The organism is Mesorhizobium sp. KR1-2 (genome assembly GCF_040045035.1).
Lineage (GTDB): Bacteria > Pseudomonadota > Alphaproteobacteria > Rhizobiales > Rhizobiaceae > Pseudaminobacter.
Genome location: NZ_JBDZDS010000001.1, coordinates 650,993 through 675,540, shown reverse-complemented (window position 1 = coordinate 675,540; position 24,548 = coordinate 650,993). Strand labels below are relative to the sequence as shown.

The following is a 24,548-nucleotide window of genomic DNA, read 5'->3' as shown; positions in this document are numbered from 1 at the left end:
ACTGGGAATAGTCGCATGCAACCGCCGGAAAAAACGATGGCAGCACAGATCGACCATTCGGCCGAACGCCTGCTCGGCATCGTGCTCGTCACGGCATCGGCAGCAGTGTTCGGGCTCGCCGGCATTCTCACCAAGTCGATCCGTGCCGAGCCGATGGTCATCGCCTGCTGGCGCGGGCTGGTCGGCGCGCTTCTGATCACGGCCTATGTATTCTGGCGCCGCGGCCGGGCAGGCTCGGCGCACTCCATGCGGCTCGGCTGGCGGGGCTGGCTGATGGCGGTCGTGGGAGCCGGCGCCAGTCTCGCCTTCGTGTCCGCCTTCAAGCACACCTATGTCGCCAACGTCGCGATCATCTACGCCACCGCGCCTTTCGTGGCGGCGCTGTTCGCCTGGCTGTTGATGCGCGAACGCGTGCGCGGCCAGACCATGCTGGCAGCCGTGCTTTCGCTCGCCGGCGTCGGCCTGATGGTGTTTGCCGGCGCGGGGACCGGCCGCCCCTTCGGCGACGGGCTGGCGCTGATCATGACAGCTACCAGCGCCCTCTACATGGTGTTGATCCGCGCATTCCGCGAAACGCCGGCAGTCTGGGCGGGTGCCGTCGCGGCATTTCTCGTGTTCGCGCTTGCCTGGTTCGTCGCCGATCCGCTGGCCGTATCCGCACACGACGCAGCGCTCCTCGGCGCCTTCGGCTTATCGTACGCGCTCGCCTCGATACTGTGGACCGAAGGCGCGCGGCTGATCCCCTCGGCCGAGGCCGGCCTGCTGGGTTCGGCCGAAGTGCCTTTCGCCATTGTATTCGGCTGGCTCGTTCTGGCCGAGATTCCTCCCACCACCAGCTTTGTCGGAGGCGCGGTGGTGCTGACGGCAGTGCTCGCTCATGCCGGGCGCGACTGGCTGCAGGCGCGTGCGCTGCGCGCGGCCTGAACACGGAGGAATTCAAGGCGATGGAACCATCGCCGTCGTGAAGCGTTGCCGAGATGGACGGGCTTCGTCCCCATGCCCAACCCCTCTGCCCGTCCCCCTTACTCAGCCGGCCAGCAGGCCGGCTTTTTCTTTGCCCGGCTGTCCGCAGTCAACAGCGGCCGCAGGGCGGATCTGCGGCGTTCCTTTCGACTCCGCAATTCAGCCGCGAAAACGAAGGCAACAAGCGCATTGACGTAGACACAGCATCGTCTACCTTTCTGATCGAAGCGGTCGGCAAGAACCGCGACAAGGACACGCTGGGAGGTGCGGCATGATCCTGACTGGAACAATTGCCCTATGCGTGCTCGCGGTCTACCTGGCCGGCGCGTTCTGGCAGACGGTGCGCCTTGGCATCACGGTCCATCAGGCGCTGCTTTACCTGCCGCTCAAGCTTGCCTACCGCATCGCCGACGGGAACATGCGTGCCGCGCGCAAGGTCAAGGCGCCGGTAGTCTATGTTGTCACCCACCAGTCGCGCCTCGATCCCGCGCTGATGCTGGCGCTTCTGCCGGAGGATACGCTGCACATCCTCGACGAAGCCTCTGCGCGCTCTGCCTGGCTGGAGCCGTGGCGGGAGCTGGCCCGCACCATCGCCTTCAATGCCGAGCACATCTTCGTCAGCCGTCGCCTTGTGCGGGTGCTGAGGGGCAAGGGCCGCCTGGCGGTCTACCTGCCCGATAATATCGAACCCGACGTGAAGTCGTTCCGGCTCTACCGGGCCGTGGCGCGGATCGCGCTGCGGGCCGACGCCAGGGTGGTACCGATCTTTGTGGGCGGAGCACGGCACCTGCCATTTTCGCTCGCACCGGCAGCGAAGGCGCCGCGAAAATGGTTTCCACGCCTGACCGTCAGCGCGTTAGAGCCGATGACCATCTCCGAGCTGATCGCGCGCAGCCCCAAGCAACCGGCGCCGGCATCAAACGCGCTGTTCGACCGCATTGCGGAAGCCCGCTTCGCCGCCACCGATCCCGGGCGCTCCCTGTTTCTGGTCGTTCGCGATGCCGCGTCACGCATCGGTGGCAGTCACACGATCATCGAAGATGCGACCAGCGGGGCTTTGACCTACCAGCGCCTGCTCATGGGTGCGCGCGTGCTCGGCCTGCGTTTCGCCTCGATCTCCGCTCCGGGTGAAGCGGTCGGCGTCATGTTGCCAAACACCAACGCCGTCGTGCTCTCGCTGCTTGGCCTGGCCTCGAGCGGGCGGGTGGCGGCGATGATCAACTTTTCGGCGGGTCCGGCAAACGTGACCGCGGCCGTGCGCACCGCCATTGTCCGCACCATCGTCTCGTCGCGGACCTTCGTGCAGAAGGCCGATCTTGCCCATATCGTCGAAGCTGCCGAAATGGGTGGCGCAAGGTTCATCTGGCTCGAGGATTTGCGCGATGGCGTTTCGACGGCCGACCGCATCGCGGCCGCGTGCTTCTGGCGACTTCCGATCCACGCCCAGGATTCCCAAAGCCCGGCGGTCATCCTGTTCACTTCCGGTTCCGAGGGAAGCCCGAAGGCCGTAGTGCTGTCTAGCCGCAACCTCATTGCCAACGCCATGCAGGCGGAGGCGCGCATCGCCTTCGGCCCTGACGACAAGCTTCTCAATGTGCTGCCGGCGTTCCATGCCTTCGGATTGACCGGCGGCATCGTCCTCCCGCTGATTACCGGCGTGAGGCTTTACCTCTACCCCTCGCCGGTGCAGTTCAAGCGGATTCCGGAGGTGGCGGCGAAGGTGCGCCCGACCGTGATGTTCGGCACCGACAGCTTCCTCGCCGCCTATGCCGCTGCCGCGGGAGATGGCGATTTCTCGAGCCTGCGGTTCGTTGTCGCCGGCGCGGAGGCGCTGAAGCCCGAGACGCGCAATGTATGGCGCCAGCGCTTCGGTGTGGAGATCATCGAGGGGTACGGCCTGACCGAAGCCTCGCCGGTGGTTTCGGTCAATACGGCGACGCATGGGCGCGATGGAACCGTCGGCCGACTGCTGCCCGCCATGCGGATGCGGCTCGAACCCGTGGAAGGTCTGGCCGATGGCGGTCGGCTCCAGATTCAAGGCCCGAACCTGATGCTCGGCTACATGACTGCCGAGAACCCCGGCGTGCTGCAACCGCGCGACGACGCCTGGCAGGACACGGGCGATATCGTGTCGGTCGACCGCGAAGGCTTCATCACCATTCGCGGCCGCGCCAAGCGCTTCGCCAAGATCTCTGGCGAGATGGTTTCGCTGGGAGCGGTGGAAATTCTGGTGCAGGATCTATGGCCGGAAGCACATCACGCCGTGGTGGCTGTGCCCGGCAAGCGCAGGAGCGAGCGGATCGTTCTCGTCACGACCGCCGCAGACGCCGATCCGGCGCAGCTACGCCAATTCGGCATGCTATCCGGTGCCAGCGGCATGATGATACCCGACGAAATCGTCAAGGTCGCCGACCTGCCGATCCTTGCCTCGGGCAAGATCGACTATGTCGCCGTTCGCCGGCTGGCGATCGAGCGGCGTGGCCGCGAAGCCGCAGCTTGAAGGAACGTTCAGTCAGCCGGCGGCTGCATGGCAGCAGCCGCAGCCTTTTGTTCCTCCAGCCTGGCGCGGCGGGAATAGGCCCGCGCGCTGAGCGGCAGGAAAATCAGGTAGCCGATGACGGAAAGCGACAGCGTCTGCCACGGATAGGTCACGAGCAGCATCACGAAAAGTGCAACGCCAAGGATCAGCGGCAACACCTTGTCGCCGGGGATCTTGATCGTCTTGCCGGTATAGACCGGCAGGCGGCTGACCAGCAGGAAGGCGACGAGGAGGGTGAACCCCGAACACACAAAGCCGAACACGCGGTCCGGCACGACCGCGCCGATGAACACCAGGTAGATCGGCAGCATGACCACCACCGCACCGGCAGGCGCCGGGACGCCGACGAAATATTCCGCCTGCCAGGCCGGACGGTCCTGGTCCTCGTCGAGCACGTTGAAACGCGCCAATCGTAGACCGCAGGCGATCGCGAACAGAAGTGCGGCAATCCATCCGGGCGAGCCGGCACGATCCAGCAGGAAGGCGTAGATGACGAGCGCGGGCGCGACACCGAAATTGACTATATCGGCCAGCGAATCCATCTGTGCGCCGAATTTCGACGTGGCCTTGAGCGCGCGGGCGATGCGGCCGTCGATGCCGTCGAGGAAGGCGGCGATCAGCACCATGACCACGGCGGTCTCGAAGCGCATCTCGAAGGCCAGCCTTATGCCCGACAACCCGGCGCAGATCGCCAGCACCGTGATCAGATTTGGCAGGATCATGCGCAAGGGGATTTCGCGGATGCGCGGGCCGCCGCGGCCGTGCGGTTCGAAGGGCTGGAAGGGCGTCGGCACGGGCTACGAAATCCGCACTAAGGGGGTCACTGCGCCGCCGCCGAACTCGGCAAGCACGGTCTCGCCCGCAACAGCCGTTTGCCCCACCGCGACGCGCGGCGTGGCGTCGAGCGGCAGAAACACGTCGACGCGCGATCCGAAGCGGATCAGGCCGAAACGCTCGCCGACGGCCGTATTGCTCTCGGTCTCGGCCCAGCAGACGATGCGTCGAGCCACAAGCCCGGCGATCTGGACGACTGCGATTGTACCGTTCGGGCTCTCGATGACCAAGCCGTTACGTTCGTTCTCGTTGCTGGCCTTGTCGAGCTCGGCATTGAGGAACTTTCCGGGGCGGTGCTCGATGCGCGTGATACGCCCGCGCACCGGCGAGCGGTTCACGTGGCAGGAAAAGACATTCATGAAAACCGAGATGCGCGTCATCTCGGTGGCGCCGAGCCCCAGTTCGCGGGGCGGCACGGCGGGGCCGACCGCCGAGACCACACCGTCGGCCGGGCTTATGACCAAACGGTCGTCGACCGGTGTGACGCGCTGCGGGTCACGGAAGAAGTAAGCGCACCAAGCCGTTAGGATCAGGCCGACCCAGAACAGGTTGATCGAGAAGAATCCCAGGATGAGCGTCGCGGCTGCGAACGCACCGATGAAGGGATAGCCTTCGCGGTGCACGGGTACGAAGACGTTCTTGATGGTTTCGACCAGACTCATCGGAAGGTGGCGTCTCCAGTGGAAATGCCGGCCTGCTTACCGGAAAGCTCAGCCCACCGCAACGCAACATTGCGAAAACAGCCGCGGCGGATCAGACTTCCTCGGTCTTGCGGCGTACAACGACGCCAAGTTCGTCTGCTTCCCGGGCGATCCGCAACCGCTCCTCCGCTTCAGTTGCCTCCCGCTGGCGGGCCCACATGGAAGCATACAGCCCCTGCTTGCGCAACAGGGAGGCGTGCGTGCCGCGCTCGGCGATCTGGCCGTCCTTGAGCACGATGATCTCATCGGCCGAGATCACGGTCGAAAGCCGGTGGGCGATCACGATGGTCGTGCGGCCGCGGCTGACCAGGTCGAGGGCAGCCTGGATCTCCTGCTCGGTGTGAGTGTCCAGCGCCGAGGTAGCCTCATCCAGCATCAGGATTGGCGGGGCCTTGAGGATGGTGCGGGCAATCGCCACGCGCTGCTTTTCGCCGCCCGAAAGCTTCAGCCCGCGCTCGCCAACCATGGCCTTGTAACCACCAGGCAGATGCTCGATGAAGCCACCGATCTGCGCCAGTTCCGCCGCCCGCTTCACCTCCTCGTCGGTGGCGTCGGGGCGGCCGTAGCGAATGTTGTAGGCGATGGTATCGTTGAACAGCACCGTATCCTGCGGCACCATGCCGATCACCGCACGCAAGCTTTCCTGGCTGACATCGCGAACATCCTGGCCGTCGATCAGGATGGAGCCACTCTGCACGTCATAGAAGCGGAACAGCAGTCGGGAGATGGTCGACTTGCCGGCGCCGGAAGGGCCGACGATGGCGACGGTGCGGCCGGCCGGAACCTCGAAGCTGATGCCCTTGAGGATGGGCCGGCTCGGATCATAGGCAAACTGGACGTCGCGAAATTCGACCTTGCCGTCAGTGACCACCAGCTTGTTCGCATCGGGCTTGTCGACGACCTCCTGCTTCACGTCGAGAAGGTCGAACATCTGCTCGATGTCGGTCAGGCCCTGGCGGATTTCGCGGTAGATGAAGCCGATGAAGTTGAGCGGCACCGAAAGCTGCATCAGCATCGCGTTGATGAAGACGAAGTCGCCGATGGTCTGCGTGCCGGCCATGACCTCGCGTGCCGACATCCACATGGCGATGGCCATGCCGACGCCGAAGATCGCGCCCTGGCCGAAGTTCAGCCAGCCGAGCGAGGTCCAGATGCGGGTCGCGGCGATCTCGTATCGCGCCATCGAGCGGTCGAAGCGCTCGGCTTCCATGCGCTCGTTGTTGAAATACTTGACGGTCTCGAAGTTCAGCAGCGAGTCGATCGCCTTGGTGTTGGCGTCCGTGTCCGAATTGTTCATGTCGCGGCGGATGCCGATGCGCCAGTCGCTCGCCCACACCGTGAACCAAGTGTAGATCGCCACCGTCACGGCCACCACCGCCACGTAGAGCCAGCCGTAGGCAATCGCGAAGATCGCCGCCGTCAAAGCAAATTCAAGCAGCGTCGGAACGGTGTTGAGAATGGTGAAGCGGACAATGGTCTCGATGCCCTTTGTGCCGCGCTCGATGACGCGAGACAGGCCGCCGGTGCGTCGCTCCAGATGGAAGCGCAGCGACAGATTGTGCATATGCACGAAGGTCTTGTAGGCCAACTGGCGCACCGCGTGCTGGCCGACGCGCGCGAACAGCGCATCGCGCAACTGGTTGAAACCGACCTGAACCAGCCGCACCACGTTGTAGGCAAGCACGAGCATGACAGGCGTCAGCAGAAAGTCCGGCAGCGGCGGCGTCGGTGCATGGTCGCCGGAAAGTGCGTTGGTCGCCCATTTGAAGAAATAAGGCACCAAAATGAGAACGAACTTTGCGACGAACAAATAGACCGTCGCCCAGACCACCCTCGCCTTCAGGTCGGCACGGTCCGCCGGCCACATGTAGGGCCAGAGGTTGAGCAGCGTCTTCAGTGTGGAGCCGGACTCGGCGGAAACTGTCTTGTCGGCCAAAATGTCATGCCTTTTGTTGTTCTTCGCTGCTTGAACAGCAGGTTTCGACCAGATCGGCGACCTGGCCTGAGAAAGTGGTCAAAGCCTCACGATCGATCTCGTAGCGTGAGCGCTGCTTCTCCGGCGAAAAGCGCACCAGCCCGGCCTCGACCAGGATCTTCAGGTGCTGCGAGACGGTCGATTGCGCGAGGTCGAGCCTTTCGACGACATCCTTGCAGCAGCAGGACTTGCTGCCGGCCAGATATCGCAGGATCTCGATGCGTGCCGGATGCGACAACGCAGCAAACCTTGCCGCCGCCTGTTTGGTGGCTGCGTTGCTGCAATTGGCCCAAGCGGAGTCAGCGTTAGCATTCATCGTACATCGTCGATAAACGATGAATGCCTTTTCGGCAACCTATCTATGAGGCCGAAAAGGCAGAAACAGGGCGTCTTGCGCCCTGTTTCGAAATTTTCATGCCAAGCTGTCGGTGAGAGAGCTTACTGCGGGACCGTGGTCGCCTGCTCTCCAACCGCCTTCATATTGGCGGCTTCGCCGTGCTGGGTCTTTTCCGGCACCTTGAAGACCTGCCCCGGCCAGATCCGGTTCGGATCGCGAATCTGATCCTGGTTGGCGAGATAGATCGTCGAGTAGCGCACGCCCAAGCCATAGACTCGGCGCGAGATGCGCCAGAGGGAATCGCCGCGCCGGATGATCACAGCGCCGTCGACGTTCTGAAGCTTCGGCGCGAGCACTTCCGGAGCCGCGGCTGCAACTTCGCCAGAGTTGGATTCTGGCTGGGCTGCCTGCGACGGAGAAGCCTCGCCCTCGGCCGGCTTTGCCTCGGCCACCGTTGGAGCAGTCTGGGCTGGTGCCGTTTCCGCCTCGGCAGCCGCAGGAGAAGACTGACCTGCCTCGGGTGCGACTGCAGACTGCGCCTCGCCCGCCTCGCGTTCGAACGGCACGGCTGCGCGGGCCACGACCTTTACGCCATCGGGCTCGAGCGCGTCGACGCGGATGATGTAGTCGCCCACCGGAAGGTCCCGCTCCGTCTCGATCAGGAAACGGCCGCCAGGAGAGGTAACGACCTCACCCAGCAGGATGTCGTTGGCATAGGCGCGCACCTTGCGGCCGGGATCGGCCACACCGGCGACGAACACCTTGCGCCCCTCGATCTCGACCGCCTCGACCTTGACGGTCGGCGTGTCGACCACCGTCGGGTTCTGGGCAGATGCGGAAGACGGGGTCGATTCCTGCGTTGCGGCAGCCTGCTGCTTGGGCTGCTGAGCGGCAGGTGCTGCCTCGGACGGCGCAACAGCGGCCGCATCGGTTGCGCTCGGCTCCGCCTCGCCAGCAGCCGTTGCCGACTGCTCGGACGTCGCCGACGCGGGCTCGGGTTCAGGCACGGAAATCAGCTTGCTCGGCGCGCCGGGCTGCTCGACCAGGGCAAGCACCTGGCCGTTCCGGTTCTCCGGAATGGAGACGATCGCGGTTTCCGGTGAAGTGGACACCACATTGTCGGGATTGGTCGAACGAAGCACGATCTGGTGGTCGCCCGGCTTCAACGGCTCGTCGATGACCACCGCAAAGTCGCCCTCCGCTCCGGCGGTGGCGTTGCCGATCACCTTAGCACCGACAACGATTTCGACCTTGGCCTGCGGCGCCGCCTTACCGGCGATGACGAGAGAGCCGTCAGCTTCGGCGCGCACCAGATCGAAGGACGGTGCAAGCACCTCGGCCGCGACCTCCGGCGTTTTCACGGGAGCGGCCGGAGCCTCGGCCGTCTCGGAAGCCTCCGGCTTCGCTTCTGCCGCTTGCTCGACCGGCTCAGCCGCTTGCCCGGCCGGCTCGGCAGCCGTTGCCGGCGCTTCCGGAGCGGGCAGCCGGTCCTCCTTCACGTCGGCCTGCTGCCCGGCCGCATCCGGCGACGATGTCACTGCGGGGGGCTGCGTGCCGAGATAGGGATCGAGCGCGCCGGCCATGTATGCCGTCACAGCCGCTGCGGCGACACCGCCGGCCAAAAACACCAACGCCCTGTTTATCGTGCTTGCCATGAACCCCTGCCCCTTAGCCGTCTAGCCCGTCTACCCTGTTTTCATGATGCCGACAAGAAAAAGCCCAGCAATGGTCTTGACCAGAGTTAAGCAGGCTATCACCAATCAACGACATGAATACGATTCGATCAATCTGCGTCTACTGCGGCTCTTCGCCGGGCCGTAGCGACGTCTACGTCAAGGCCGGCCACACGCTCGGACGGTCGCTTGCAGAAGCCGGCCTGCGCCTCATCTATGGCGGCGGCACCAAAGGCATCATGGGTGCCGTGGCCGAAAGCACGATGCGGGCAGGCGGCAAGGTCACCGGCATCATCCCGCGCTTCCTGATCAGCAAGGAAGCCACCGAGAATGCCCTCGGTCGGCTGGACGAACTGTTCGTCACCGAGAACATGCATGAGCGCAAGCACATGATGTTCGAGAAGTCGGACGCCTTCGTGGCGCTTCCCGGCGGCATCGGCACGGTCGAAGAGATCGTCGAGATCATGACCTGGGCGCAACTCGGCCATCATCGCAAGCCGATCGTCTTCGCCAATGTCGGCGGCTTCTGGGACCCCATGCTGGCCCTGCTCGACCACATGAAGGCGGAAGGCTTCGTCCACACCTCGCATCTGGTCAATCCGCTGGTGGTCGACCGTGTCGAGTCGGTGGTCGCGGCGATCCTGGCCGAAGGCGCCGTCGTGGACGCGCCCACAACCGGTGTGCAGACGCTGATCGACAAGCTCTGACCGGCAACTCACCAGCGTCCCTCGTCCTGCGCGGGACGCTGCAGCACAGCCGTGGCTATCAGGCAGGCTGTTCGACGCGCCGGAAGAACATCGACCAGGTGTAGATCGCCAGCGCCGTCCAGATGATGGCAAAGGCAATGAGACGCATCTGGCTGAACGGCTCGTCGAAGACGAACACCGCGATCACGAAGATGATCGACGGCGCGATGTACTGCATGATGCCGATGGTCGAATAACGCAGCAGCTTGGCACCGAACGCATAGAGCATCAGCGGCACGGCGGTGACCGGTCCGCAGCCCAGAAGCAATGCGACATCGTAGGGATCGGTGGCGATGAAGTGCCCCTCCCCGCGCATCTGCAGCCACACGATATAGGCAAGCGCCGGCACGCACAGGATCATCACTTCGAGGAAGAAGCCCTGGCTCGGGCCTATCGGCAGCGTCTTGCGCAGGAAACCGTAGATCGCAAAGGTCATGGCCAGGGCGAGCGACACCCACGGCACGCCGCCGGCATCGAAGGCAAGCACGATCACGGCCACAGCCGCAAGCGCTATGGCGGCAACCTGGAAACGGTTGAGCTTCTCGCCTAGAAGCGCCGCGCCCATCACCACGCTGACCAGCGGATTGATGTAATAGCCGAGCGCCGTTTCCACCGCCCTGTCAGCGGAGATCGCCCAGACATAGATACCCCAGTTGCAGGAGATGAAAGCGGCGGTAATGGCGGCCATCAGCAAGGTGCGCGGCGACCGCACGGCCGCCTTGACGTCGGCCGTGCGGCCGAGAAAGAGCAGCGTGGCGCCCGCGATGGGCACCGACCACAGAATGCGGTGCGCGACGACTTCCGCCGCCGGTATGTGCGCCACCGCCTTCATGAACAGCGGCAGCAGCCCCCAGAGGAGATAGGCGGAAAGCGCAAACAGGAAGCCACGGCTGGCCGCGTTGTCGGAAGCTTGGGTCTCGATCGTCATGCCACACCTATGCGCTCGCCCTACTGCGAGCACCATTTCAAACTTCTGATGGATGCTTGCGTTTCGCTGATGCCTGTCCGGCCGAACTATTCAGCCGCGACCTGGCCCGCCATTTCGCGGTTTTTCATCAGTTTGTAAACGATTGAATCCATCAGCGCCTGAAACGAGGCGTCGATGATATTGTCGGAAACCCCGACGGTCGACCAACGTGCGCCGGTGGAATCGAGAGACTCGATCAGCACCCGCGTGATCGCCTCGGTGCCGCCATTGAGGATACGCACCTTGTAGTCCGCAAGCTCCAGATCACTGATTTCGTTCTGGAATTTTCCGAGATCCTTGCGCAGGGCAATGTCGAGGGCGTTGACCGGGCCGTGCCCTTCGGCCACCGACATCTTCTCCTCCCCGTCAATGCTGACCTTCACGATCGCTTCCGACACGGTTTTCAGCGCGCCATTGGCGTCGTAGCGGCGCTCGACGATGCAGCGGAAGCTGATGACGCGGAAGAAATCCGGCACGGTATGCAGGAAGCGGCGAGCGAGCAGCTCGAAGCTGGCGTCGGCACCCTCATAGGCATAGCCTTGCGCCTCGCGCTCCTTGACCGCCGAGATCAGCGCGTCGAGACGGTTATCGTCCTTGGGCACGTCGATGCCACGCCGCTTGAGCTCGGCAATGAAGTTGGCCTTGCCGCCCTGGTCCGAAACCATGACCTTGCGGCGGTTGCCGACCGTTTCCGGCGGCACGTGCTCATACGTCTGCGGCTCCTTGATGAGCGCCGAAGCATGGATGCCGGCCTTGGTGGCAAAAGCCGAGGCGCCGACATAGGGCGCCTGGGCCTGCGGTGCGCGGTTCAGCAATTCGTCGAAGCTGCGCGACAGCCTCGAGATGCCCTCCAGCGCCTCCGGCGAAATGCCTGTCTCGAAACGCTCGGCAAAGGCCGGCTTCAGCACCAGCGTCGGGATGAGCGTGACAAGATTGGCGTTGCCGCAGCGCTCACCGATGCCGTTCAGCGTGCCCTGGATCTGGCGCACGCCTGCCTCCACGGCGGCAAGCGAGTTTGCCACCGCCTGCCCGGTGTCGTCATGAGCGTGGATGCCGAGGTTATCGCCGGGAATTCCCGCGGCGACGACCTTGCCGACGATGTCGCGCACTTCCGACGGCAGCGTGCCGCCATTGGTGTCGCACAGCACCACCCAGCGCGCACCGGCCTCGAGCGCCGTGCGCGCACAGGCCAGCGCGAAATCGGGATTGGCCTTGAAGCCGTCGAAGAAATGCTCGCAATCGACCATGGCTTCCCGGCCGGCAGCGCGTGCCGCCTCGACCGATGCGGTGATGGCGGCGAGGTTTTCCTCGTTGGTGCAGCCCAGCGCCACGCGCACATGATAGTCCCAGCTCTTGGCGACGAAGCAGACCGTGTCCGCCTTCGCCTGCAGAAGCGCCGCCAGCCCCGGGTCATTGGAGGCAGAGACGCCCGCCCGCTTGGTCATGCCGAATGCGGAGAATTTCGCGTGCGAGGTGCGTTTCTCCGTGAAGAAGGCGGTGTCGGTGGGATTGGCGCCCGGATAGCCGCCTTCGACATAGTCGAGGCCGAAAGCATCGAGCATGCCGGCAATCGCGATCTTGTCCTCGACGTTGAAGTCGATGCCCGGCGTCTGCTGGCCGTCGCGCAAGGTCGTGTCGTAGAGGTAGATGCGTTGTCTGGTCATGGGGAGTTCTATGCTTTCGTGTTCCGCCGAGGCGGAGGGGATAAAAAATCTCGGGTTCAGCGCTTTCCCGCGTAGGCGTCGGTCGCCCGGATCAGGCGGTCGAGGATGCCCGGTTCCGAATAGGCGTGGCCTGCACCCTCGATGAGATGATACTCCGCCTCCGGCCAGGCCTCGTGCAGTTCCCAGGCCGTCACCGGCGGGCAGGCCATGTCGTAGCGGCCCTGCACGATAACGCCCGGAATGCCTTTCAGCTTGCCAGCATCGCGGATGAGTTGGCCATCGTCCATCCAGCCGCCGTGGACGAAGTAGTGGTTCTCGATCCGGGCGAAGGCTAACGCGAATTCGTCCTCGCCGAACTTGTCGCTGGTCTCAGGCTCCGGCAGCAGGGTGATGGTCTCGCCCTCCCACACGCTCCATGCCTTGGCGGCGGCGATGCGGGTTGCCTTGTCGTCACTGGTCAGGCGGGCGCGGTAGGCGTGCACGAAATTGTCCCGCTCCTGCTCGGGAATCTGCGCAACGAAGCGCTCCCACTTTTCCGGGAACATCAGCGAGGCGCCGTGCTGGTAGTACCAATCGACCTCGCTGCGGCGCAGCGTGAAGATGCCGCGCAACACCAGTTCGCTGACGCGCTCGGGATGGGTCTCGGCATAGGCGAGCGCCAGCGTCGAGCCCCAGGAGCCGCCGAATACCAGCCATTTGTCGAAGCCGGCCATCTCACGCAGGCGCTCGATGTCGGCCACCAGATGCCAGGTGGTATTGGCTTCCAGCTCTGCATGCGGCGTGGAGCGGCCGCAGCCGCGCTGATCGAACAGGATGACGTCGTACAGCTTCGGATCGAACAACCGCCGGTGCTTTGGCGAAATGCCGCCCCCCGGCCCGCCGTGCAGGAACACCGCCGGCTTGGCGCCCTTGGTGCCCGAGCGCTCCCAATAAATCCGGTGACCGTCGCCGACATCAAGCATGCCGCTGTCGAACGGCTCGAGTTCGGGATAGAGCGTGCGGAGGTCGTCGGTCATTCCATTTGCCCTTTTTTCAGTGGCCAGGTTTCGGTGTCGTGGTCGGGGTGCTGGTAGGAGACCAGCGTCGAAAGAAATTCGGCTGCGCCCTCATCGGCCATGGTTTCCTCGCCGGGCAGATTAGGCACATTGTCGACATAAGGCAGCTTCGCCTCGATGCCCCACTGGATGACCGGTGCGATATCCTCCGGGTCATCGAAGGTTCCGATCATCAGGGCAACGCCGTCCGGCGCCTCGTAGGTGAGCGGCGTGCCGCAATTGCTACAAAAGCCGCGGGTGACAAAATTTGACGAGCGGAAGCGGCTCGGCTCGCCACGCGTCCATTCGAGTTTGGCGCTTCGTACAGAGATAAGCGGAGCGTAAAAACCGCCGCTCGCCTTCTGGCACATGCGGCAGTGGCAAACCGAGGCATCGCCCAACGCGCCCTCGACCCTGAACCTCACCGCGCCACACTGGCAGCCGCCTGTGTAGATGGGTTTGTTGTCGAGGCTCATCGCGTTCCTCCGGAGCCCTATTCGGGCGTATGGCAGACGGCTTCGACATTGTTGCCGTCAGGATCGAAGACGAAGGCGCCGTAGTAGTTCGGGTGGTAGTGCGGGCGCAGGCCCGGCGCACCATTATCCTTGCCGCCGGCTGCTATCGCCGCCTGGTAGAAAGCATCTACCTCGGCGCGCGAACGGGCGGTGAAGGCGATGTGGTGGTGATGGCCCGGCTTTTCGCCTTCACGCAGCCAGAAGGTCGGGCGGTCGCGGCCGTAGCCGCCAACCTTGACGCCGCCGGTATATTCGGTCGGCACCAACATCAGCAGCGAGGCGCCGAGCGGGGCCATCGCCTTGTCGTAAAATGCCTTCGACGCGTCGAAATTGCTTACGGTAATGCCAAGATGGTCAATCATCGCTTCACCTCCCATGTGGTCACACGTTCGCCGGTGGCGGGGTCCTTGCCGTCCTTCAGTTGCACACCTTGCTCCAAGAGCTCGGCGCGGATGCGATCGGCTGAAGCCCAGTCCTTCGCGGCGATCAGCGCTAGGCGTTCCGCTATGGCCTTGGCGATCGCCTCTTTGTCGACTTCCGCAACCTGAAGCTCAAAACCGAGGAATACCATAGCCGACTTGAGCGCCGCCGCTGCTTTCTCATCCTCGTCGCCGGCTGCCTGGCCGGCAAGATGCGACATGAGCTGGAAGGCCGCGCTGGTCGCCAGATCGTCGCACAGCGCCTCGACGATGCCCGCTGGAACCGGCTCCGCATCGACCGGGGCCATGTCGGCCGCGCGCTTCCACTTGCGCAGCGTGTTTTCGGCTTCTTCCAGCTTGCGCACGGAAAAATCGATCGGCTCGCGGTAATGCGTCATCAGCATGGCGAGCCTCAGAACGTCGCCCGGCCATTTGCGGCCGCCGAATTTTTCCGTCTCCAGCAGTTCGTTGATGGTGACGAAATTGCCCTCGCTCTTCGACATCTTGCGGCCTTCGACCTGCAGGAAGCCGTTGTGCATCCAGTAGTTGGCCATTACATCGGTGCCGTGGGCGCAGCGCGACTGGGCGATCTCGTTCTCGTGGTGCGGGAAGATGAGGTCGAGCCCGCCGCCATGGATGTCGAACACCTCGCCGAGATAGGCCGCGCTCATGGCCGAGCACTCGATGTGCCAGCCGGGGCGGCCCCTGCCCCACGGGCTGTCCCAGCCCGGCTCTTCGGGAGAAGAAAGCTTCCACAGAACGAAGTCGCCGGGGTTCTTCTTGTGCGCGTCCACTGCGATGCGCGCGCCGGCCTGCTGCTCGTCGAGATTGCGCTTGGAAAGCTGGCCGTAGTCGGGCATCGAGCCGGTGTCGAACAGGACTTCGCCTGCGGCTTCATAGGCATGGCCGCGTTCGATCAGGCGCTGAATCAGGCTGATCATGTCGGCCTTGCCGTCGGTGCGCGGCTGCACGAATTCGGTGGCGTGGGGCTCGAAAGTCGGCGGCAGGGTGCCGAGTTCCGCGACGTCCTTGTGGTACTGGTCGGCGGTCTTCTTGGTCACCTTGCCGATTGCCTCGTTGAGAGGCAGCTCGGGGAAGTCGCGCAGGGCGCGCGCGTTGATCTTGTCGTCAACGTCGGTGATGTTCCGCACATAGGTGACGTGGTCGGCCCCATAGAGCTGACGCAGCAACCGATAGAGCACGTCGAAGACGATCGCGGGCCGCGCATTGCCGATATGCGCGAAATCGTAAACGGTCGGTCCGCAGACATACATGCGCACATTGTCGGGATCGATCGGCACGAAGTCTTCCTTCGTGCGCGTCAGCGTGTTGTGGAGCCGCAAGTCCTTAGATCCGTTCGACATTCAAAATCCCAGTCCGTTCGGCAATCCGCCGCAAACCGGCAGACGCGATGAAGCTCCAGCCTGCTGGCCGGGGCGTTTGACCTGTCGAGAGAAAAGGCGAAAACGTCCAGACCAGCGCGTGCGCTAGCCAATAATGCAAATGCCACAAATGGCGAAAGACGTTTTCATAGGCTGCTTTATCGCCTTCGGCGCTATTGCCGTCAAGTCGCAACTTCGCAGCAAACATGTCGCCTTCCGGCCGTCAAATAGATCCGTAAGGTTTTATTAAACATAGAGTTACCGGAATTGCCAAGCAGGCTGAGCACCGGGTGGACGTCACGATTTCGTCCCAAAGCAAGAGCACCGTGGTTTTGGAAAGGCAATTGGGGAGCAGGACGAATGTCAGCTATGAAGAGCGAAGCAGAACGCATCCGAGCTCAATATGCGGCGCTGACCAGCCACTATCGCGCCATCGGACCGGCCGCGATCCTGGCTGCCGTGCTCGCAGCCAAGAAGCGCAAAGGAGCCTCAGCCGGCAACAAGCCGCGTTGACAGGCTGATTCCAATAGCGGTCATGACCAGGCCGATAAGGACGTCCAGCACGCGCCATGCCGAGGACTTGGCGAAGATCGGCTGAAGCAGACGCGCGCCATAGCCAAGCCCGAAGAACCATACGAACGACGCCAGCGCGGCGCCCAGGCCGTAGGCTACGCGATCCGGCCCGTCGAAGCGTCCGGACAGCGAGCCCAGCAGCACCACCGTGTCGAGATAGACATGCGGGTTGAGGAAGGTGAAGGCCAGGCAGGCTGCCACCGCCGCCTTCAGGCTGCCCTCGCCCGTGTTGGCTACCTGCAACACGCCGGGCTTGGCCGCGCGCCGAAAGGCGACGACCGCATACCACAGCAGGAACATCGCCCCGCCGACGGTGACGACGTTGATCAACATCGGCGATTGCGAGATCAGCGTGCCGAGGCCAGCAACGCCGGCCGCGATCAGCACCGCATCCGACAGCGCGCAGATCAGGCACAGCACGAAGACATGCTGCCTGAGCAGGCCCTGCCGCAGGATGAAGGCATTTTGCGCCCCAATCGCGATGATGAGCGAGGCACCGAGAAGGAAACCGGAAAGCGCGGCCGGAAGAAGGGCTGAAATCATGAAGGGCTTGGCCTGAAAGGGAGGGGCTAGAAAAGCGTCATCTGGGCGTGCGAAGCCGGCGCGGAGTTCTTGCGCTCCGGTTTCGGCGGCTCGGATTGGGGTTCGACCCGAGCCTGTATTTCCGGCCCCGTATTGGCGACCTTGTTCACGAGGTCGGAAACCGGGACAGGCTCGAAGAAGCCGGGCTCGGCCGGCCGCAGCAAATCGGCCACGTGGCGTGGCTCCTGGAAACGGCAGTCCAGCCAGCGCGAAAAATCCTGCTGCTGGATCACTACCGGCATGCGATCGTGGAGATGGACGATGTCGCTGCTGGCGCTGGTGGTCAGGATCGCGCCGGTGTCCATCTCGGAACCGCCCGGCTCGGCATAGGTTTCCATAAGACCGGCGAAGGCAATCACCCCGCCATGCCTGGGGCGAATCCAGTAGGCCTGCACCCGCTTGCCGCCGATCTGGCGCCACTCGTAGAAGCCGGAGGCAGGAATCAGCGCGCGGCGATGCCGCATGGCAGCGCGAAAGGAGCTCTTCTCGGCTGCTGTTTCCGAGCGCGCATTCAACAGCAAGGGAAAGTCGCGGGTATCCTTCACCCAGGCCGGAATCAGCCCCCAGCGGACGAGAAGCGAGATCCGATCCGGCAGGTTCGATCCCGGCGCGCGCGGCTCACCTGCCGTAACCATCAGGATCGGCTGCGTCGGCGCGATGTTGTAGCGGGGCGGGAACGCCTCCAGATCGGGCAGCGAAAATGTCGCGTCGACCTCTTTGGGGCTGGCAGTCAGCGCAAAACGTCCGCACATTCCTTGACGATACTCATTGATCTTGCGGCCAATGTGGCGGTGGAAATCCTGCGCAGCAACCTGTATCGGTTGAGCCATCCGGCCAATCCCCAGCCAAATCGGGCCGGCTCGAAAGTGGAGACCATGTCCTCACGACAGACGATCCCGGCAGTTTCGGTGGCCCTGATGCGCGGCGACCGCATCCTCTTGGTCAAGCGCGGGCAGCAGCCCTCGCGCGGACACTATGCCTTCCCCGGCGGCCGGGTGGAGCCTGGCGAAACCGAGGAAGAAGCGGCCCGCCGCGAACTCTTCGAGGAAACCGGGCTCGAGGCGGCGGAGATCACCCCGTTGGGCGCCTATCTGATCGATGCCGAACGCGACGGCCGCGAGATCACCTATCGACTGCAGGTTTTCTTGGGACAGCATTGTGGCGGCGAAGCGCGGGCCGACAGCGACGCCGACGAGGCCGGTTTCTTCACGCTGGCGGAAATGGACACTCTGCCCGTCACGCCCTCCGTGCTGGAGGTGTCGCGCAGCCTTTTGCAGCCTCATGCGCCGGACGATCCGGGTCGCAGCGGGGCCTAAAGAAGGCGTTCAATCCCTTCCCCGCAAATTGGCACGGTTTTCGCGACCCGGCAGCATGCTGGCAAAGCAAATAGCCGGGCATAGCGCTTCAGTCGCCTTGCGGCTGACAAATTGTTCCGCCACAAGGCGGCATGCGCCGAACAACGCCGGTCTTCATCGCGTTTCTTGTCGCTGCCTCGGCGGCGTCACCGTCCCGGGCGGAGGAAGCACCGTTCGAAGGAAGCCTGATGCGTCTGTCGGAGATTCTCGGCTCATTGCATTTCCTGCGCAATCTTTGCGGCGAAGACGGCAACAAATGGCGGGACGAGATGGAAAAGCTGCTCGACGCGGAAAAGCCGGACGCGGCGCGACGCGCCAAGTTCGTCGCGAGTTTCAACCGGGGATACCGATCTTTCGAGGGAACCTACGCCAAATGCACCGCTTCCGCGATCGAGGCGATAAACCGCTACATGAAAGAAGGCGAGACGCTGACCCGCGACGTGACGGGGCGCTATGGGAATTAAGTACGAGTCAACATTCTGGCGAACGGGGGCGCGCGGCATCGCCCCATGTGTTAGCTTGTTAATGGGACCTTAAGGGCAAAGCTCAAGTTGATCCGAATCTCGGGGGTCGCGACTTGAAAGGGTGGAAGATGGGTATCGAACACAGCACCGGCGATCTCGACGCGCTGGTCAGAGAAGAAAAACGCCTGACGGCCGTCGAGTGTCACAACGAAGCCTGGGCTGAAGGATTTTCCGCCGGCATCGAGACCGAGATTCTTGCTGAGGCCGCGCTGGCCACCGCTTTCGGCGAGATCCTGCGCACGCATGGCGAGGCCGCCGCTCTGGCCTTGCTCGACAATATGCGCGAGAAGGTTATCGCCGGTGAATTTGAACCCGTCCGCCTGCGACATTGACACGTCCCCAAGATCGCATTTTCACTGTAGAAAGTTGATCATCGGGCTCGATTCCGTTGCGACGCCCCGGAGAGGATGGGACATGCAGACACCGACGCGGAGCAGATCGCACCCCCGCAGGACCCAAGGCCTGGCCGTTGCCCTGTGGCTTGCCGCAGCCGGCATTGCCTTGCCAATGTTTTTCGCAGGCACACTGCCCGCGGCCGCGCTGAGCGAGATCAAACACGAGGAACTGCCCGCGCCGCCCGCGCAAACCCCAGCCGACAACAAAAGCAGTCCCCAGGACAAGGCGGCTCCGCAGTCCGAGGATGACCAGGGCAAGCCGTCGGAGGCGCCGGACCCTGACGAAGCCGAGCCCGACAATTCGCAGGCCCCCAACAGTTCTGCCCATTTCCCGGAAGACCCGAACGCGCCGCTGCCCGAGATCGTCTATGACATCGACAAGCTGCCCGAGCCGGTGAAGCGCCTGCGTCAGCAGATACTGGACGTCGCAACCAGCGGCGATATCGAGAAGCTGCGTCCTCTGCTTGGCAAGGGTGACGATGAAACTCAGCTGTCCGTCACGGGCATGGACCAGGACCCCATCGAGTTCCTCAAGGAACTGTCTGGCGACAAGGACGGCGAGGAGATCCTGGCCATCATCGAGAACATCCTCAACGCCAGCTACGTCCATCTCGATGCCGGAACCCCGGAGGAAATCTATGCGTGGCCCTATTTCTTCGCCATGCCTCTGGACAAACTAAACCCGCGCCAGCGCGTCGAGCTGTTCAAGATCGTGACGGCCGGCGATTATGAGGACATGAAGAGCTACGGCGCCTACAATTTCTATCGCCTCGGCATCACGCCGGAAGGCAAGTGGGCATTCTTCGTCGCCGGCGATTGAGCCGGCCACCAACCGCATCAAGCTGAATCAAAATCTCCCGCCAAGCATCTGTTTTGGCGGGCGATTTCATTTTCAGAAAGACTTCGCGAAGGCGATAGCGCCGTTGTTCGACGCCCGGCCTCGCCGATCCAGATCAGAGCGGCAATGCCTCGGAGAATTCAACCGGCTGGCCCTGCCCGGCCGAAACGATCTCGCCTTCCCACATCACGCGATTGCCGCGGATGACGGTGCCGACCGGCCAGCCCTTGACCTCCCGGCCGTTGTACGGCGTCCAGCCGGCCTTCGAGCCGGCCTGGGCGTTGGCGATGGTTTCGCGGCGCTTCATGTCCACAATCGTGAAATCGGCCTCATAGCCGGCCGCTATGCGCCCCTTGCGTGCCATGCCGAACAGGCGCTGCGGGCCGTGGCTCGTCAGGTCCACCAGACGTTCCAGCGTCAGCCGACCGGCATTGACGTGGTCGAGCATGATCGGAACGAGCGTCTGCACGCCGGGCATGCCCGACGGCGAAGCCGGGTAAGGCTTGGCCTTCTCCGAAAGCGTGTGGGGCGCATGATCCGAGCCCAGCACGTCAACGATGCCCTGGCTGACACCGCGCCAGACACCATCGCGATGACGTGCGTCGCGCACCGGCGGGTTCATCTGGATCAGCGTGCCGAGCGTCGCATAATCCTCCGACGACAAGGTTAGGTGATGCGGCGTAGCCTCGCAGCTCGCGACGTCCTTGTGCATCTCCAGGAAGTCGATCTCTTCCGCCGTCGAGATGTGCAGCACATGGATGCGCGCCCGTGCAGCCAGCGCGATGCGCACAAGACGCTCGGTGCAGCGCATCGCCGCGATCTCGTCGCGCCAGACGGGATGCGAGGACGGATCGCCCTCGACGCGCTCGCCAAGGCGTTCGCGCAGGCGGAATTCATCCTCCGAATGGAAGGCCGCGCGGCGACGCGTGTTCTTCAGGATCGCCAGCACGCCCTCATCGTCCTCGACCAGCAGGTCGCCGGTGGACGAACCCATGAACACCTTGATGCCGGCCGCGCCCGGCAGGCGCTCCAGTTCGCCCACGTCCTTGGCGTTCTCGCGCGTGCCGCCGACCCAGAAGGCGAAATCGCAATGCATGCGGTTCGTGGCCCGCGAAACCTTGTCGGCCAGCGCCTCGGCGCTGGTGGTCAGCGGATTGGTGTTGGGCATCTCGAACACTGCGGTGACGCCACCGAGCACGGCGGCACGCGAGCCCGTTTCCAGGTCTTCCTTGTATTCGAAGCCCGGCTCGCGGAAATGCACCTGGCTGTCGACCACGCCGGGCAGGATGTGCAGCCCCCGGCACTCGATGGTCTCGCCGGCGGAAGCATGGCGCAGGTCGCCGATCGCGGCGATGCGTCCGGCGCGCACGCCGATGTCGCGCAAGCCGCTGCCATCGTGATTGACGACCGTGCCGCCCTTGAAAATGAGGTCGAACGTCGCTGTCATTTGCCACCTTGCTCCTGCGATGCCTGCGGCTTACGTAATGGCCAACCGATTTGCAAGATCAGGTTCCGTCATGCCTTCAGCCCTGCTTTCCGACCGCACCCTCATTTCCGTCTCTGGCGCGGACGCGGAGCACTTTCTGCAGAACATCCTCACCACCGATCTCGACTCGCTCGCCGAAGGTGAAGCAAAGCCCGGTGCGCTGCTCACGCCGCAGGGCAAGATCCTGTTCGATTTCCTGGTCTCGCGAGACCGTGCCGGCGGCTTCCTGCTCGACTGCCGTGCCGAGACGGCTGATGATTTCATTCGCCGCCTGACGCTCTACAAACTCCGCGCGAAGGTTGAAATTTCAAAACAAGACCAAATACTTGTGGCTGCAGCTTGGGTTTCCGATTCACCTGCTTCGGCATCCGAGTCAACTTCGTCGCCCAATGCTTCGACGCGGCTGCGCGACACGCGGTTCCGGGAGCCGGCGGCTGCGTATCGTATCTATGGCGAGCCAGTCGCGGGTCCAGCCGATGCAAGCGGTTGGCATGCCTATCGCATCGCCCATGGCGTGGCCGAAAGCGGCAGCGACTATGCGCTTGGCGATGCTTTCCCGCACGACGTGCTGCTGGATGAGACGGGCGGTGTCGGCTTCGGCAAGGGCTGCTATGTCGGCCAGGAGGTCGTCTCGCGCATGCATCATCGCGGCACCGCCCGGCGTCGCGTGCTCCTGGTTTCCTCCGAAGCCCCCCTGCCCGAGCCCGGTACGGACATCGTCGTCAACGGCCGCAGCATTGGAGCGCTCGGCTCCGTCGCCGGCAACCGGGGCCTGGCGATTGTCCGCATCGATCGGGTGAAGGATGCACTGGACGGCGGCATGGCGGTCACCGCCGGCGATGTGCCGCTTTCACTTTCCATCCCGGCCTGGGCCAAGTTCACCTTTCCGCAGGTATCCGCCGGAGCGGAGGAGGCGTGATGGCCGATAAGGTCGGAGCGCCACCACGCGCCTGGCAGCGCATGCTCTCGGGCCGTCGGCTCGACCTGCTCGACCCCTCCCCGCTCGACGTCGAGATCTCCGACATCGCCCACGGTCTGGCGCGCGTGGCGCGCTGGAACGGACAGACCGGCGGCGACCATGCCTTTTCGGTGGCGCAGCATTCGCTGCTGGTGGAAGCGATCTTTTCTAGGCAGGCCAAAAACCCCTCACCCGACGACCAACTAGCGGCGCTGCTGCATGACGCGCCCGAATATGTGATCGGCGACATGATCTCGCCGTTCAAGTCTGTGGTGGGCGGCGGCTACAAGCAGGTCGAGCAGCGGCTGCAGCACGCCATACATGTCCGCTTCTCTCTCGCCCCTGAGATAGACGAAAAGCTGAAGAAGCAGATCAAGCGGGCCGACCATATCGCCGCTTATTTCGAAGCGACCACGCTCGCCGGCTTTTCGGTTCAGGAGGCGGCCAAGTTCTTCGGCAGGCCGCGCGGCATTACCACGGACGGCTTCGATCTCACCTGCCGCCCGGCAAAAGCCGTGCAAGGCGCCTTCCTGAAGCGCTTCGAGGCGATCGAGCGCCTGCGGGGCGTGAAGACCTGACGCTGCATCGATAGCTTGCAACTTTTCGGGATCATGCTCTAGCGCCCCGGCCGATCCAGCTTGTCCAGGAACCACTGGGTCAGGCGGGTCCAGACCTCGTCCTTCTCGCCTGAGTCCTCCAGCCCGTGATCAAGGTTGGGATTGTCGTTGACCTCGATGACGAAGACGCCGTCGCGCGTTTCCTTCAGGTCGACGCCGTAGAGCCCGTCGCCGATGCAGCGCGCGGCGCGCACCGCCGTTTCGATGACGTGCGCCGGAGCATGCTTCAGCGTGAAGGTCTTGATGCCCCCTTGGTCTGGCTTGCCGGCGCGGTTGTGATTGACGATCTGCCAGTGCTTCTTGGCCATCAGATAGTGCACCGCAAACAGCGGCTGGCCGCCGAGGACACCAACGCGCCAATCATATTCCGTCGGGATGAACTTCTGGGCGATCAGCAGATCGGAATCCTCCAGCCATTGCGTCGCCAGTTGCTTCAACTCGTCGAAGCTGGAGGCCTTCTTCACGCCGCGCGAAAACGAACTGTCGGGAATTTTCAGCACCAGCGGGAAACCGAGCGTCTGCGCCGCAAGTTCGAAGTCGGAGGGGCCTGCGATCATCACCGTCGGCGGCACCGGCACGCCGTTATGAGTCATCAATTCGTTGAGATAGACCTTGTTCGTGCAGCGGATCATCGACAGCGGATCGTCGATCACCGGCATGCCTTCCTGCTGCGCGCGCCGCGCGAAGCGATAGGTATGGTTGGAGATCGAGGTCGTCTCGCGGATGAACAGCGCGTCGTAATTGGCGAGCCTGGCAAGGTCCTTGCGCGTGATAGGCTCAACCTCCACTCCCATCTTCTCGGCGATTTTCGCCCAGTAGCGCAGCGAGGCGATCATGGACGGCGGCAATTCCTCGTGCGGATTGACGAGTGTGGCGAAGGTGTAGCGGGCCGGCGTGCGCGCCTTGCCGTCGCGCCACTCGCGGTTGGTGTAGGCAGCAAGGCACGCCAGGAAGCGAGGCTTTTCCTCCGCGCTCATGCGCCCCAACGGATGAAAGCCGATCTTGTGGATCGACGCCCATTCGTGCCCGTCCTTGATCGAAACCTCCAGTGCAGGCGCCCGGAACCAATCGAACAGCAGCTTCGCGAAACGGTCCCAACCCTTCGACGGCCCGATGCCGAAGAAGAAGGTCGCCTTGGCCGGAAAACTGCCTCCAAGGTCCTTTCGGCACTTGTTGAGTGCCAGCTCGAGCTCAGGCAGGGCGTTTTCGTAAAGCTTGTGCTCCGAAAGGTCGATCATGGTCTCGACCGTCGGGATGACCTTGTGCCCGCGCGAGCTGGCCAGCAGCGAGGCATAGTAGCCCCGGCTCTGGTAGCCGTAGTTGTTCGAGAGGTTGATGACCTTGGGACGCTGGCCATTGAACAGGGCGGGATGGGCGAGATAGTCGCGGTTGGTGATGATCTTATGCGGCGTCGCCACCTGATCGAGGTCGCTCTGCCTGCCTGTAAGGATGACCCAGCTCATTTTCGCTC

The 24,548-nt window shown here is 63.6% G+C and carries 26 protein-coding genes; 10 read left to right on the top strand and 16 right to left on the bottom strand.

Translation table 11 applies throughout. From position 1 onward, the window contains the following. Nucleotides 1-36 precede the first annotated feature (36 nt). Complete coding sequence (locus tag ABLE85_RS03225; RefSeq protein ID WP_348791229.1) at nt 37-924, top strand: DMT family transporter; 888 nt, start codon at nt 37-39, stop codon at nt 922-924. Between the two features lie 310 nt (nt 925-1,234). Beyond that, nucleotides 1,235-3,463: an AMP-binding protein gene (locus tag ABLE85_RS03220; RefSeq protein WP_348791228.1), complete on the top strand. Its 2,229-nt coding sequence runs from the start codon at nt 1,235-1,237 to the stop codon at nt 3,461-3,463. Between the two features lie 8 nt (nt 3,464-3,471). On the opposite strand, the gene ABLE85_RS03215 is transcribed toward ABLE85_RS03220, so the two are convergent. The 5 genes from ABLE85_RS03215 to ABLE85_RS03195 all read right to left on the bottom strand — a co-directional run bounded on the left by ABLE85_RS03215 (nt 3,472) and on the right by ABLE85_RS03195 (nt 9,004). After that, nucleotides 3,472-4,296, bottom strand: a complete 825-nt coding sequence (locus ABLE85_RS03215) for a phosphatidylcholine/phosphatidylserine synthase (RefSeq protein ID WP_348791227.1) — start codon at nt 4,294-4,296, stop codon at nt 3,472-3,474. A 3-nt stretch (nt 4,297-4,299) separates the two neighbouring features. Then, complete coding sequence (locus ABLE85_RS03210) at nt 4,300-4,998, bottom strand: phosphatidylserine decarboxylase (protein ID WP_348791226.1); 699 nt, start codon at nt 4,996-4,998, stop codon at nt 4,300-4,302. A gap of 91 nt (nt 4,999-5,089) precedes the next feature. Then, nucleotides 5,090-6,973 carry an ABC transporter ATP-binding protein/permease gene (locus ABLE85_RS03205; RefSeq protein ID WP_348791225.1) on the bottom strand — a complete coding sequence of 628 codons (1,884 nt, stop codon included), beginning with the start codon at nt 6,971-6,973 and terminating at the stop codon, nt 5,090-5,092. Nucleotides 6,974-6,977: 4 nt separating this feature from the next. Continuing rightward, nucleotides 6,978-7,328: a metalloregulator ArsR/SmtB family transcription factor gene (locus ABLE85_RS03200; protein WP_348791224.1), complete on the bottom strand. Its 351-nt coding sequence runs from the start codon at nt 7,326-7,328 to the stop codon at nt 6,978-6,980. Nucleotides 7,329-7,450: 122 nt separating this feature from the next. Continuing rightward, nucleotides 7,451-9,004 (bottom strand): LysM peptidoglycan-binding domain-containing protein, encoded by a 1,554-nt coding sequence (locus tag ABLE85_RS03195; RefSeq protein WP_348791223.1) that lies wholly within the window; start codon nt 9,002-9,004, stop codon nt 7,451-7,453. A gap of 113 nt (nt 9,005-9,117) precedes the next feature. On the opposite strand from ABLE85_RS03195, the gene ABLE85_RS03190 reads away from it, so the two are divergent. Next, a complete protein-coding gene (locus tag ABLE85_RS03190) occupies nt 9,118-9,729 on the top strand; it encodes a TIGR00730 family Rossman fold protein (protein ID WP_348791222.1) in 612 nt (203 codons plus the stop codon). 58 nt (nt 9,730-9,787) lie between these two features. Here ABLE85_RS03190 and rarD read toward each other — a convergent pair whose 3' ends face one another. The 7 genes from rarD to ABLE85_RS03155 form a co-directional block, all read right to left on the bottom strand. Then, the gene (gene rarD / locus ABLE85_RS03185) at nt 9,788-10,696 is read right to left on the bottom strand and encodes an EamA family transporter RarD (protein WP_348791221.1); all 909 of its coding nucleotides are present in this window, start codon (nt 10,694-10,696) and stop codon (nt 9,788-9,790) included. An 86-nt stretch (nt 10,697-10,782) separates the two neighbouring features. Next, nucleotides 10,783-12,399, bottom strand: a complete 1,617-nt coding sequence (cimA, locus tag ABLE85_RS03180; RefSeq protein ID WP_348791220.1) for a citramalate synthase — start codon at nt 12,397-12,399, stop codon at nt 10,783-10,785. Nucleotides 12,400-12,455: 56 nt separating this feature from the next. Further along, nucleotides 12,456-13,415 carry a prolyl aminopeptidase gene (gene pip, locus ABLE85_RS03175; RefSeq protein ID WP_348791219.1) on the bottom strand — a complete coding sequence of 320 codons (960 nt, stop codon included), beginning with the start codon at nt 13,413-13,415 and terminating at the stop codon, nt 12,456-12,458. Further along, nucleotides 13,412-13,909, bottom strand: coding sequence for a GFA family protein (locus tag ABLE85_RS03170; protein ID WP_348791218.1), 498 nt, complete (start codon nt 13,907-13,909; stop codon nt 13,412-13,414). The genes pip and ABLE85_RS03170 overlap by 4 nt, the downstream gene beginning before the upstream one ends. A gap of 17 nt (nt 13,910-13,926) precedes the next feature. Then, nucleotides 13,927-14,310: a VOC family protein gene (locus ABLE85_RS03165; protein ID WP_348791217.1), complete on the bottom strand. Its 384-nt coding sequence runs from the start codon at nt 14,308-14,310 to the stop codon at nt 13,927-13,929. Then, on the bottom strand, nt 14,307-15,731 hold the full coding sequence (gene cysS, locus ABLE85_RS03160) for a cysteine--tRNA ligase (RefSeq protein WP_348791216.1): 1,425 nt from the start codon (nt 15,729-15,731) through the stop codon (nt 14,307-14,309). The genes ABLE85_RS03165 and cysS overlap by 4 nt, the downstream gene beginning before the upstream one ends. Next, complete coding sequence (locus ABLE85_RS03155; RefSeq protein WP_348791215.1) at nt 15,715-15,957, bottom strand: hypothetical protein; 243 nt, start codon at nt 15,955-15,957, stop codon at nt 15,715-15,717. Before ABLE85_RS03155 ends, cysS begins: the two co-directional genes overlap by 17 nt. Before the next feature lie 152 nt (nt 15,958-16,109). Between ABLE85_RS03155 and ABLE85_RS03150 the strand changes: the two genes are divergently transcribed. After that, nucleotides 16,110-16,262, top strand: coding sequence for a transcriptional regulator (locus ABLE85_RS03150; protein WP_348791214.1), 153 nt, complete (start codon nt 16,110-16,112; stop codon nt 16,260-16,262). Here ABLE85_RS03150 and ABLE85_RS03145 read toward each other — a convergent pair. Both ABLE85_RS03145 and ABLE85_RS03140 read right to left on the bottom strand, forming a co-directional pair. Beyond that, complete coding sequence (locus ABLE85_RS03145) at nt 16,239-16,865, bottom strand: LysE/ArgO family amino acid transporter (RefSeq protein ID WP_348791213.1); 627 nt, start codon at nt 16,863-16,865, stop codon at nt 16,239-16,241. The two genes, ABLE85_RS03150 and ABLE85_RS03145, sit on opposite strands and share 24 nt — an antisense overlap. A gap of 26 nt (nt 16,866-16,891) precedes the next feature. Then, entirely contained in the window at nt 16,892-17,656 is a 765-nt protein-coding gene (locus ABLE85_RS03140) for an SOS response-associated peptidase (protein ID WP_348791212.1), read from the bottom strand. Nucleotides 17,657-17,659: 3 nt separating this feature from the next. On the opposite strand from ABLE85_RS03140, the gene ABLE85_RS03135 reads away from it, so the two are divergent. The 4 genes from ABLE85_RS03135 to ABLE85_RS03120 all read left to right on the top strand — a co-directional run bounded on the left by ABLE85_RS03135 (nt 17,660) and on the right by ABLE85_RS03120 (nt 19,998). Next, nucleotides 17,660-18,220, top strand: a complete 561-nt coding sequence (locus ABLE85_RS03135; protein WP_348791211.1) for an NUDIX domain-containing protein — start codon at nt 17,660-17,662, stop codon at nt 18,218-18,220. Nucleotides 18,221-18,351: 131 nt separating this feature from the next. Next, nucleotides 18,352-18,723, top strand: a complete 372-nt coding sequence (locus ABLE85_RS03130; RefSeq protein WP_348791210.1) for a TIGR02301 family protein — start codon at nt 18,352-18,354, stop codon at nt 18,721-18,723. 134 nt (nt 18,724-18,857) lie between these two features. Then, entirely contained in the window at nt 18,858-19,115 is a 258-nt protein-coding gene (locus tag ABLE85_RS03125; RefSeq protein WP_348791453.1) for a hypothetical protein, read from the top strand. A 175-nt stretch (nt 19,116-19,290) separates the two neighbouring features. Further along, nucleotides 19,291-19,998, top strand: coding sequence for a hypothetical protein (locus ABLE85_RS03120; RefSeq protein ID WP_348791209.1), 708 nt, complete (start codon nt 19,291-19,293; stop codon nt 19,996-19,998). 133 nt (nt 19,999-20,131) lie between these two features. Here the strand turns inward: ABLE85_RS03120 and ABLE85_RS03115 are convergent, their stop codons facing one another. Then, the gene (locus tag ABLE85_RS03115) at nt 20,132-21,463 is read right to left on the bottom strand and encodes a dihydroorotase (protein WP_348791208.1); all 1,332 of its coding nucleotides are present in this window, start codon (nt 21,461-21,463) and stop codon (nt 20,132-20,134) included. Between the two features lie 70 nt (nt 21,464-21,533). Here ABLE85_RS03115 and ABLE85_RS03110 point away from each other — a divergent pair, with 70 nt between their 5' ends. Together ABLE85_RS03110 and ABLE85_RS03105 are read left to right on the top strand one after the other, a co-directional pair. Next, complete coding sequence (locus tag ABLE85_RS03110; RefSeq protein WP_348791207.1) at nt 21,534-22,421, top strand: folate-binding protein YgfZ; 888 nt, start codon at nt 21,534-21,536, stop codon at nt 22,419-22,421. Further along, complete coding sequence (locus tag ABLE85_RS03105) at nt 22,421-23,038, top strand: HD family hydrolase (RefSeq protein ID WP_348791206.1); 618 nt, start codon at nt 22,421-22,423, stop codon at nt 23,036-23,038. The genes ABLE85_RS03110 and ABLE85_RS03105 overlap by 1 nt, the downstream gene beginning before the upstream one ends. A 38-nt stretch (nt 23,039-23,076) precedes the next feature. Here ABLE85_RS03105 and ABLE85_RS03100 read toward each other — a convergent pair whose 3' ends face one another. Beyond that, nucleotides 23,077-24,540, bottom strand: a complete 1,464-nt coding sequence (locus ABLE85_RS03100; protein ID WP_348791205.1) for a RimK family protein — start codon at nt 24,538-24,540, stop codon at nt 23,077-23,079. Nucleotides 24,541-24,548: the final 8 nt, after the last annotated feature.

Coding starts and splice junctions, on each gene's coding strand:
- ABLE85_RS03200 (WP_348791224.1), bottom strand. CDS start 7,328: ATGAATGCTAACGCTGACTCCGCTTGGGCCAATTGCAGCAACGCAGCC.
- cysS (WP_348791216.1), bottom strand. CDS start 15,731: ATGTCGAACGGATCTAAGGACTTGCGGCTCCACAACACGCTGACGCGC.
- pip (WP_348791219.1), bottom strand. CDS start 13,415: ATGACCGACGACCTCCGCACGCTCTATCCCGAACTCGAGCCGTTCGAC.
- ABLE85_RS03225 (WP_348791229.1), top strand. CDS start 37: ATGGCAGCACAGATCGACCATTCGGCCGAACGCCTGCTCGGCATCGTG.
- ABLE85_RS03120 (WP_348791209.1), top strand. CDS start 19,291: ATGTTTTTCGCAGGCACACTGCCCGCGGCCGCGCTGAGCGAGATCAAA.
- ABLE85_RS03165 (WP_348791217.1), bottom strand. CDS start 14,310: ATGATTGACCATCTTGGCATTACCGTAAGCAATTTCGACGCGTCGAAG.
- ABLE85_RS03140 (WP_348791212.1), bottom strand. CDS start 17,656: ATGTGCGGACGTTTTGCGCTGACTGCCAGCCCCAAAGAGGTCGACGCG.
- ABLE85_RS03210 (WP_348791226.1), bottom strand. CDS start 4,998: ATGAGTCTGGTCGAAACCATCAAGAACGTCTTCGTACCCGTGCACCGC.
- cimA (WP_348791220.1), bottom strand. CDS start 12,399: ATGACCAGACAACGCATCTACCTCTACGACACGACCTTGCGCGACGGC.
- ABLE85_RS03195 (WP_348791223.1), bottom strand. CDS start 9,004: ATGGCAAGCACGATAAACAGGGCGTTGGTGTTTTTGGCCGGCGGTGTC.
- ABLE85_RS03170 (WP_348791218.1), bottom strand. CDS start 13,909: ATGAGCCTCGACAACAAACCCATCTACACAGGCGGCTGCCAGTGTGGC.
- ABLE85_RS03100 (WP_348791205.1), bottom strand. CDS start 24,540: ATGAGCTGGGTCATCCTTACAGGCAGGCAGAGCGACCTCGATCAGGTG.
- ABLE85_RS03190 (WP_348791222.1), top strand. CDS start 9,118: ATGAATACGATTCGATCAATCTGCGTCTACTGCGGCTCTTCGCCGGGC.
- ABLE85_RS03115 (WP_348791208.1), bottom strand. CDS start 21,463: ATGACAGCGACGTTCGACCTCATTTTCAAGGGCGGCACGGTCGTCAAT.
- ABLE85_RS03105 (WP_348791206.1), top strand. CDS start 22,421: ATGGCCGATAAGGTCGGAGCGCCACCACGCGCCTGGCAGCGCATGCTC.
- ABLE85_RS03155 (WP_348791215.1), bottom strand. CDS start 15,957: ATGTTTGCTGCGAAGTTGCGACTTGACGGCAATAGCGCCGAAGGCGAT.
- ABLE85_RS03150 (WP_348791214.1), top strand. CDS start 16,110: ATGTCAGCTATGAAGAGCGAAGCAGAACGCATCCGAGCTCAATATGCG.
- ABLE85_RS03220 (WP_348791228.1), top strand. CDS start 1,235: ATGATCCTGACTGGAACAATTGCCCTATGCGTGCTCGCGGTCTACCTG.
- ABLE85_RS03130 (WP_348791210.1), top strand. CDS start 18,352: ATGCGCCGAACAACGCCGGTCTTCATCGCGTTTCTTGTCGCTGCCTCG.
- ABLE85_RS03145 (WP_348791213.1), bottom strand. CDS start 16,865: ATGATTTCAGCCCTTCTTCCGGCCGCGCTTTCCGGTTTCCTTCTCGGT.
- rarD (WP_348791221.1), bottom strand. CDS start 10,696: ATGACGATCGAGACCCAAGCTTCCGACAACGCGGCCAGCCGTGGCTTC.
- ABLE85_RS03110 (WP_348791207.1), top strand. CDS start 21,534: ATGCCTTCAGCCCTGCTTTCCGACCGCACCCTCATTTCCGTCTCTGGC.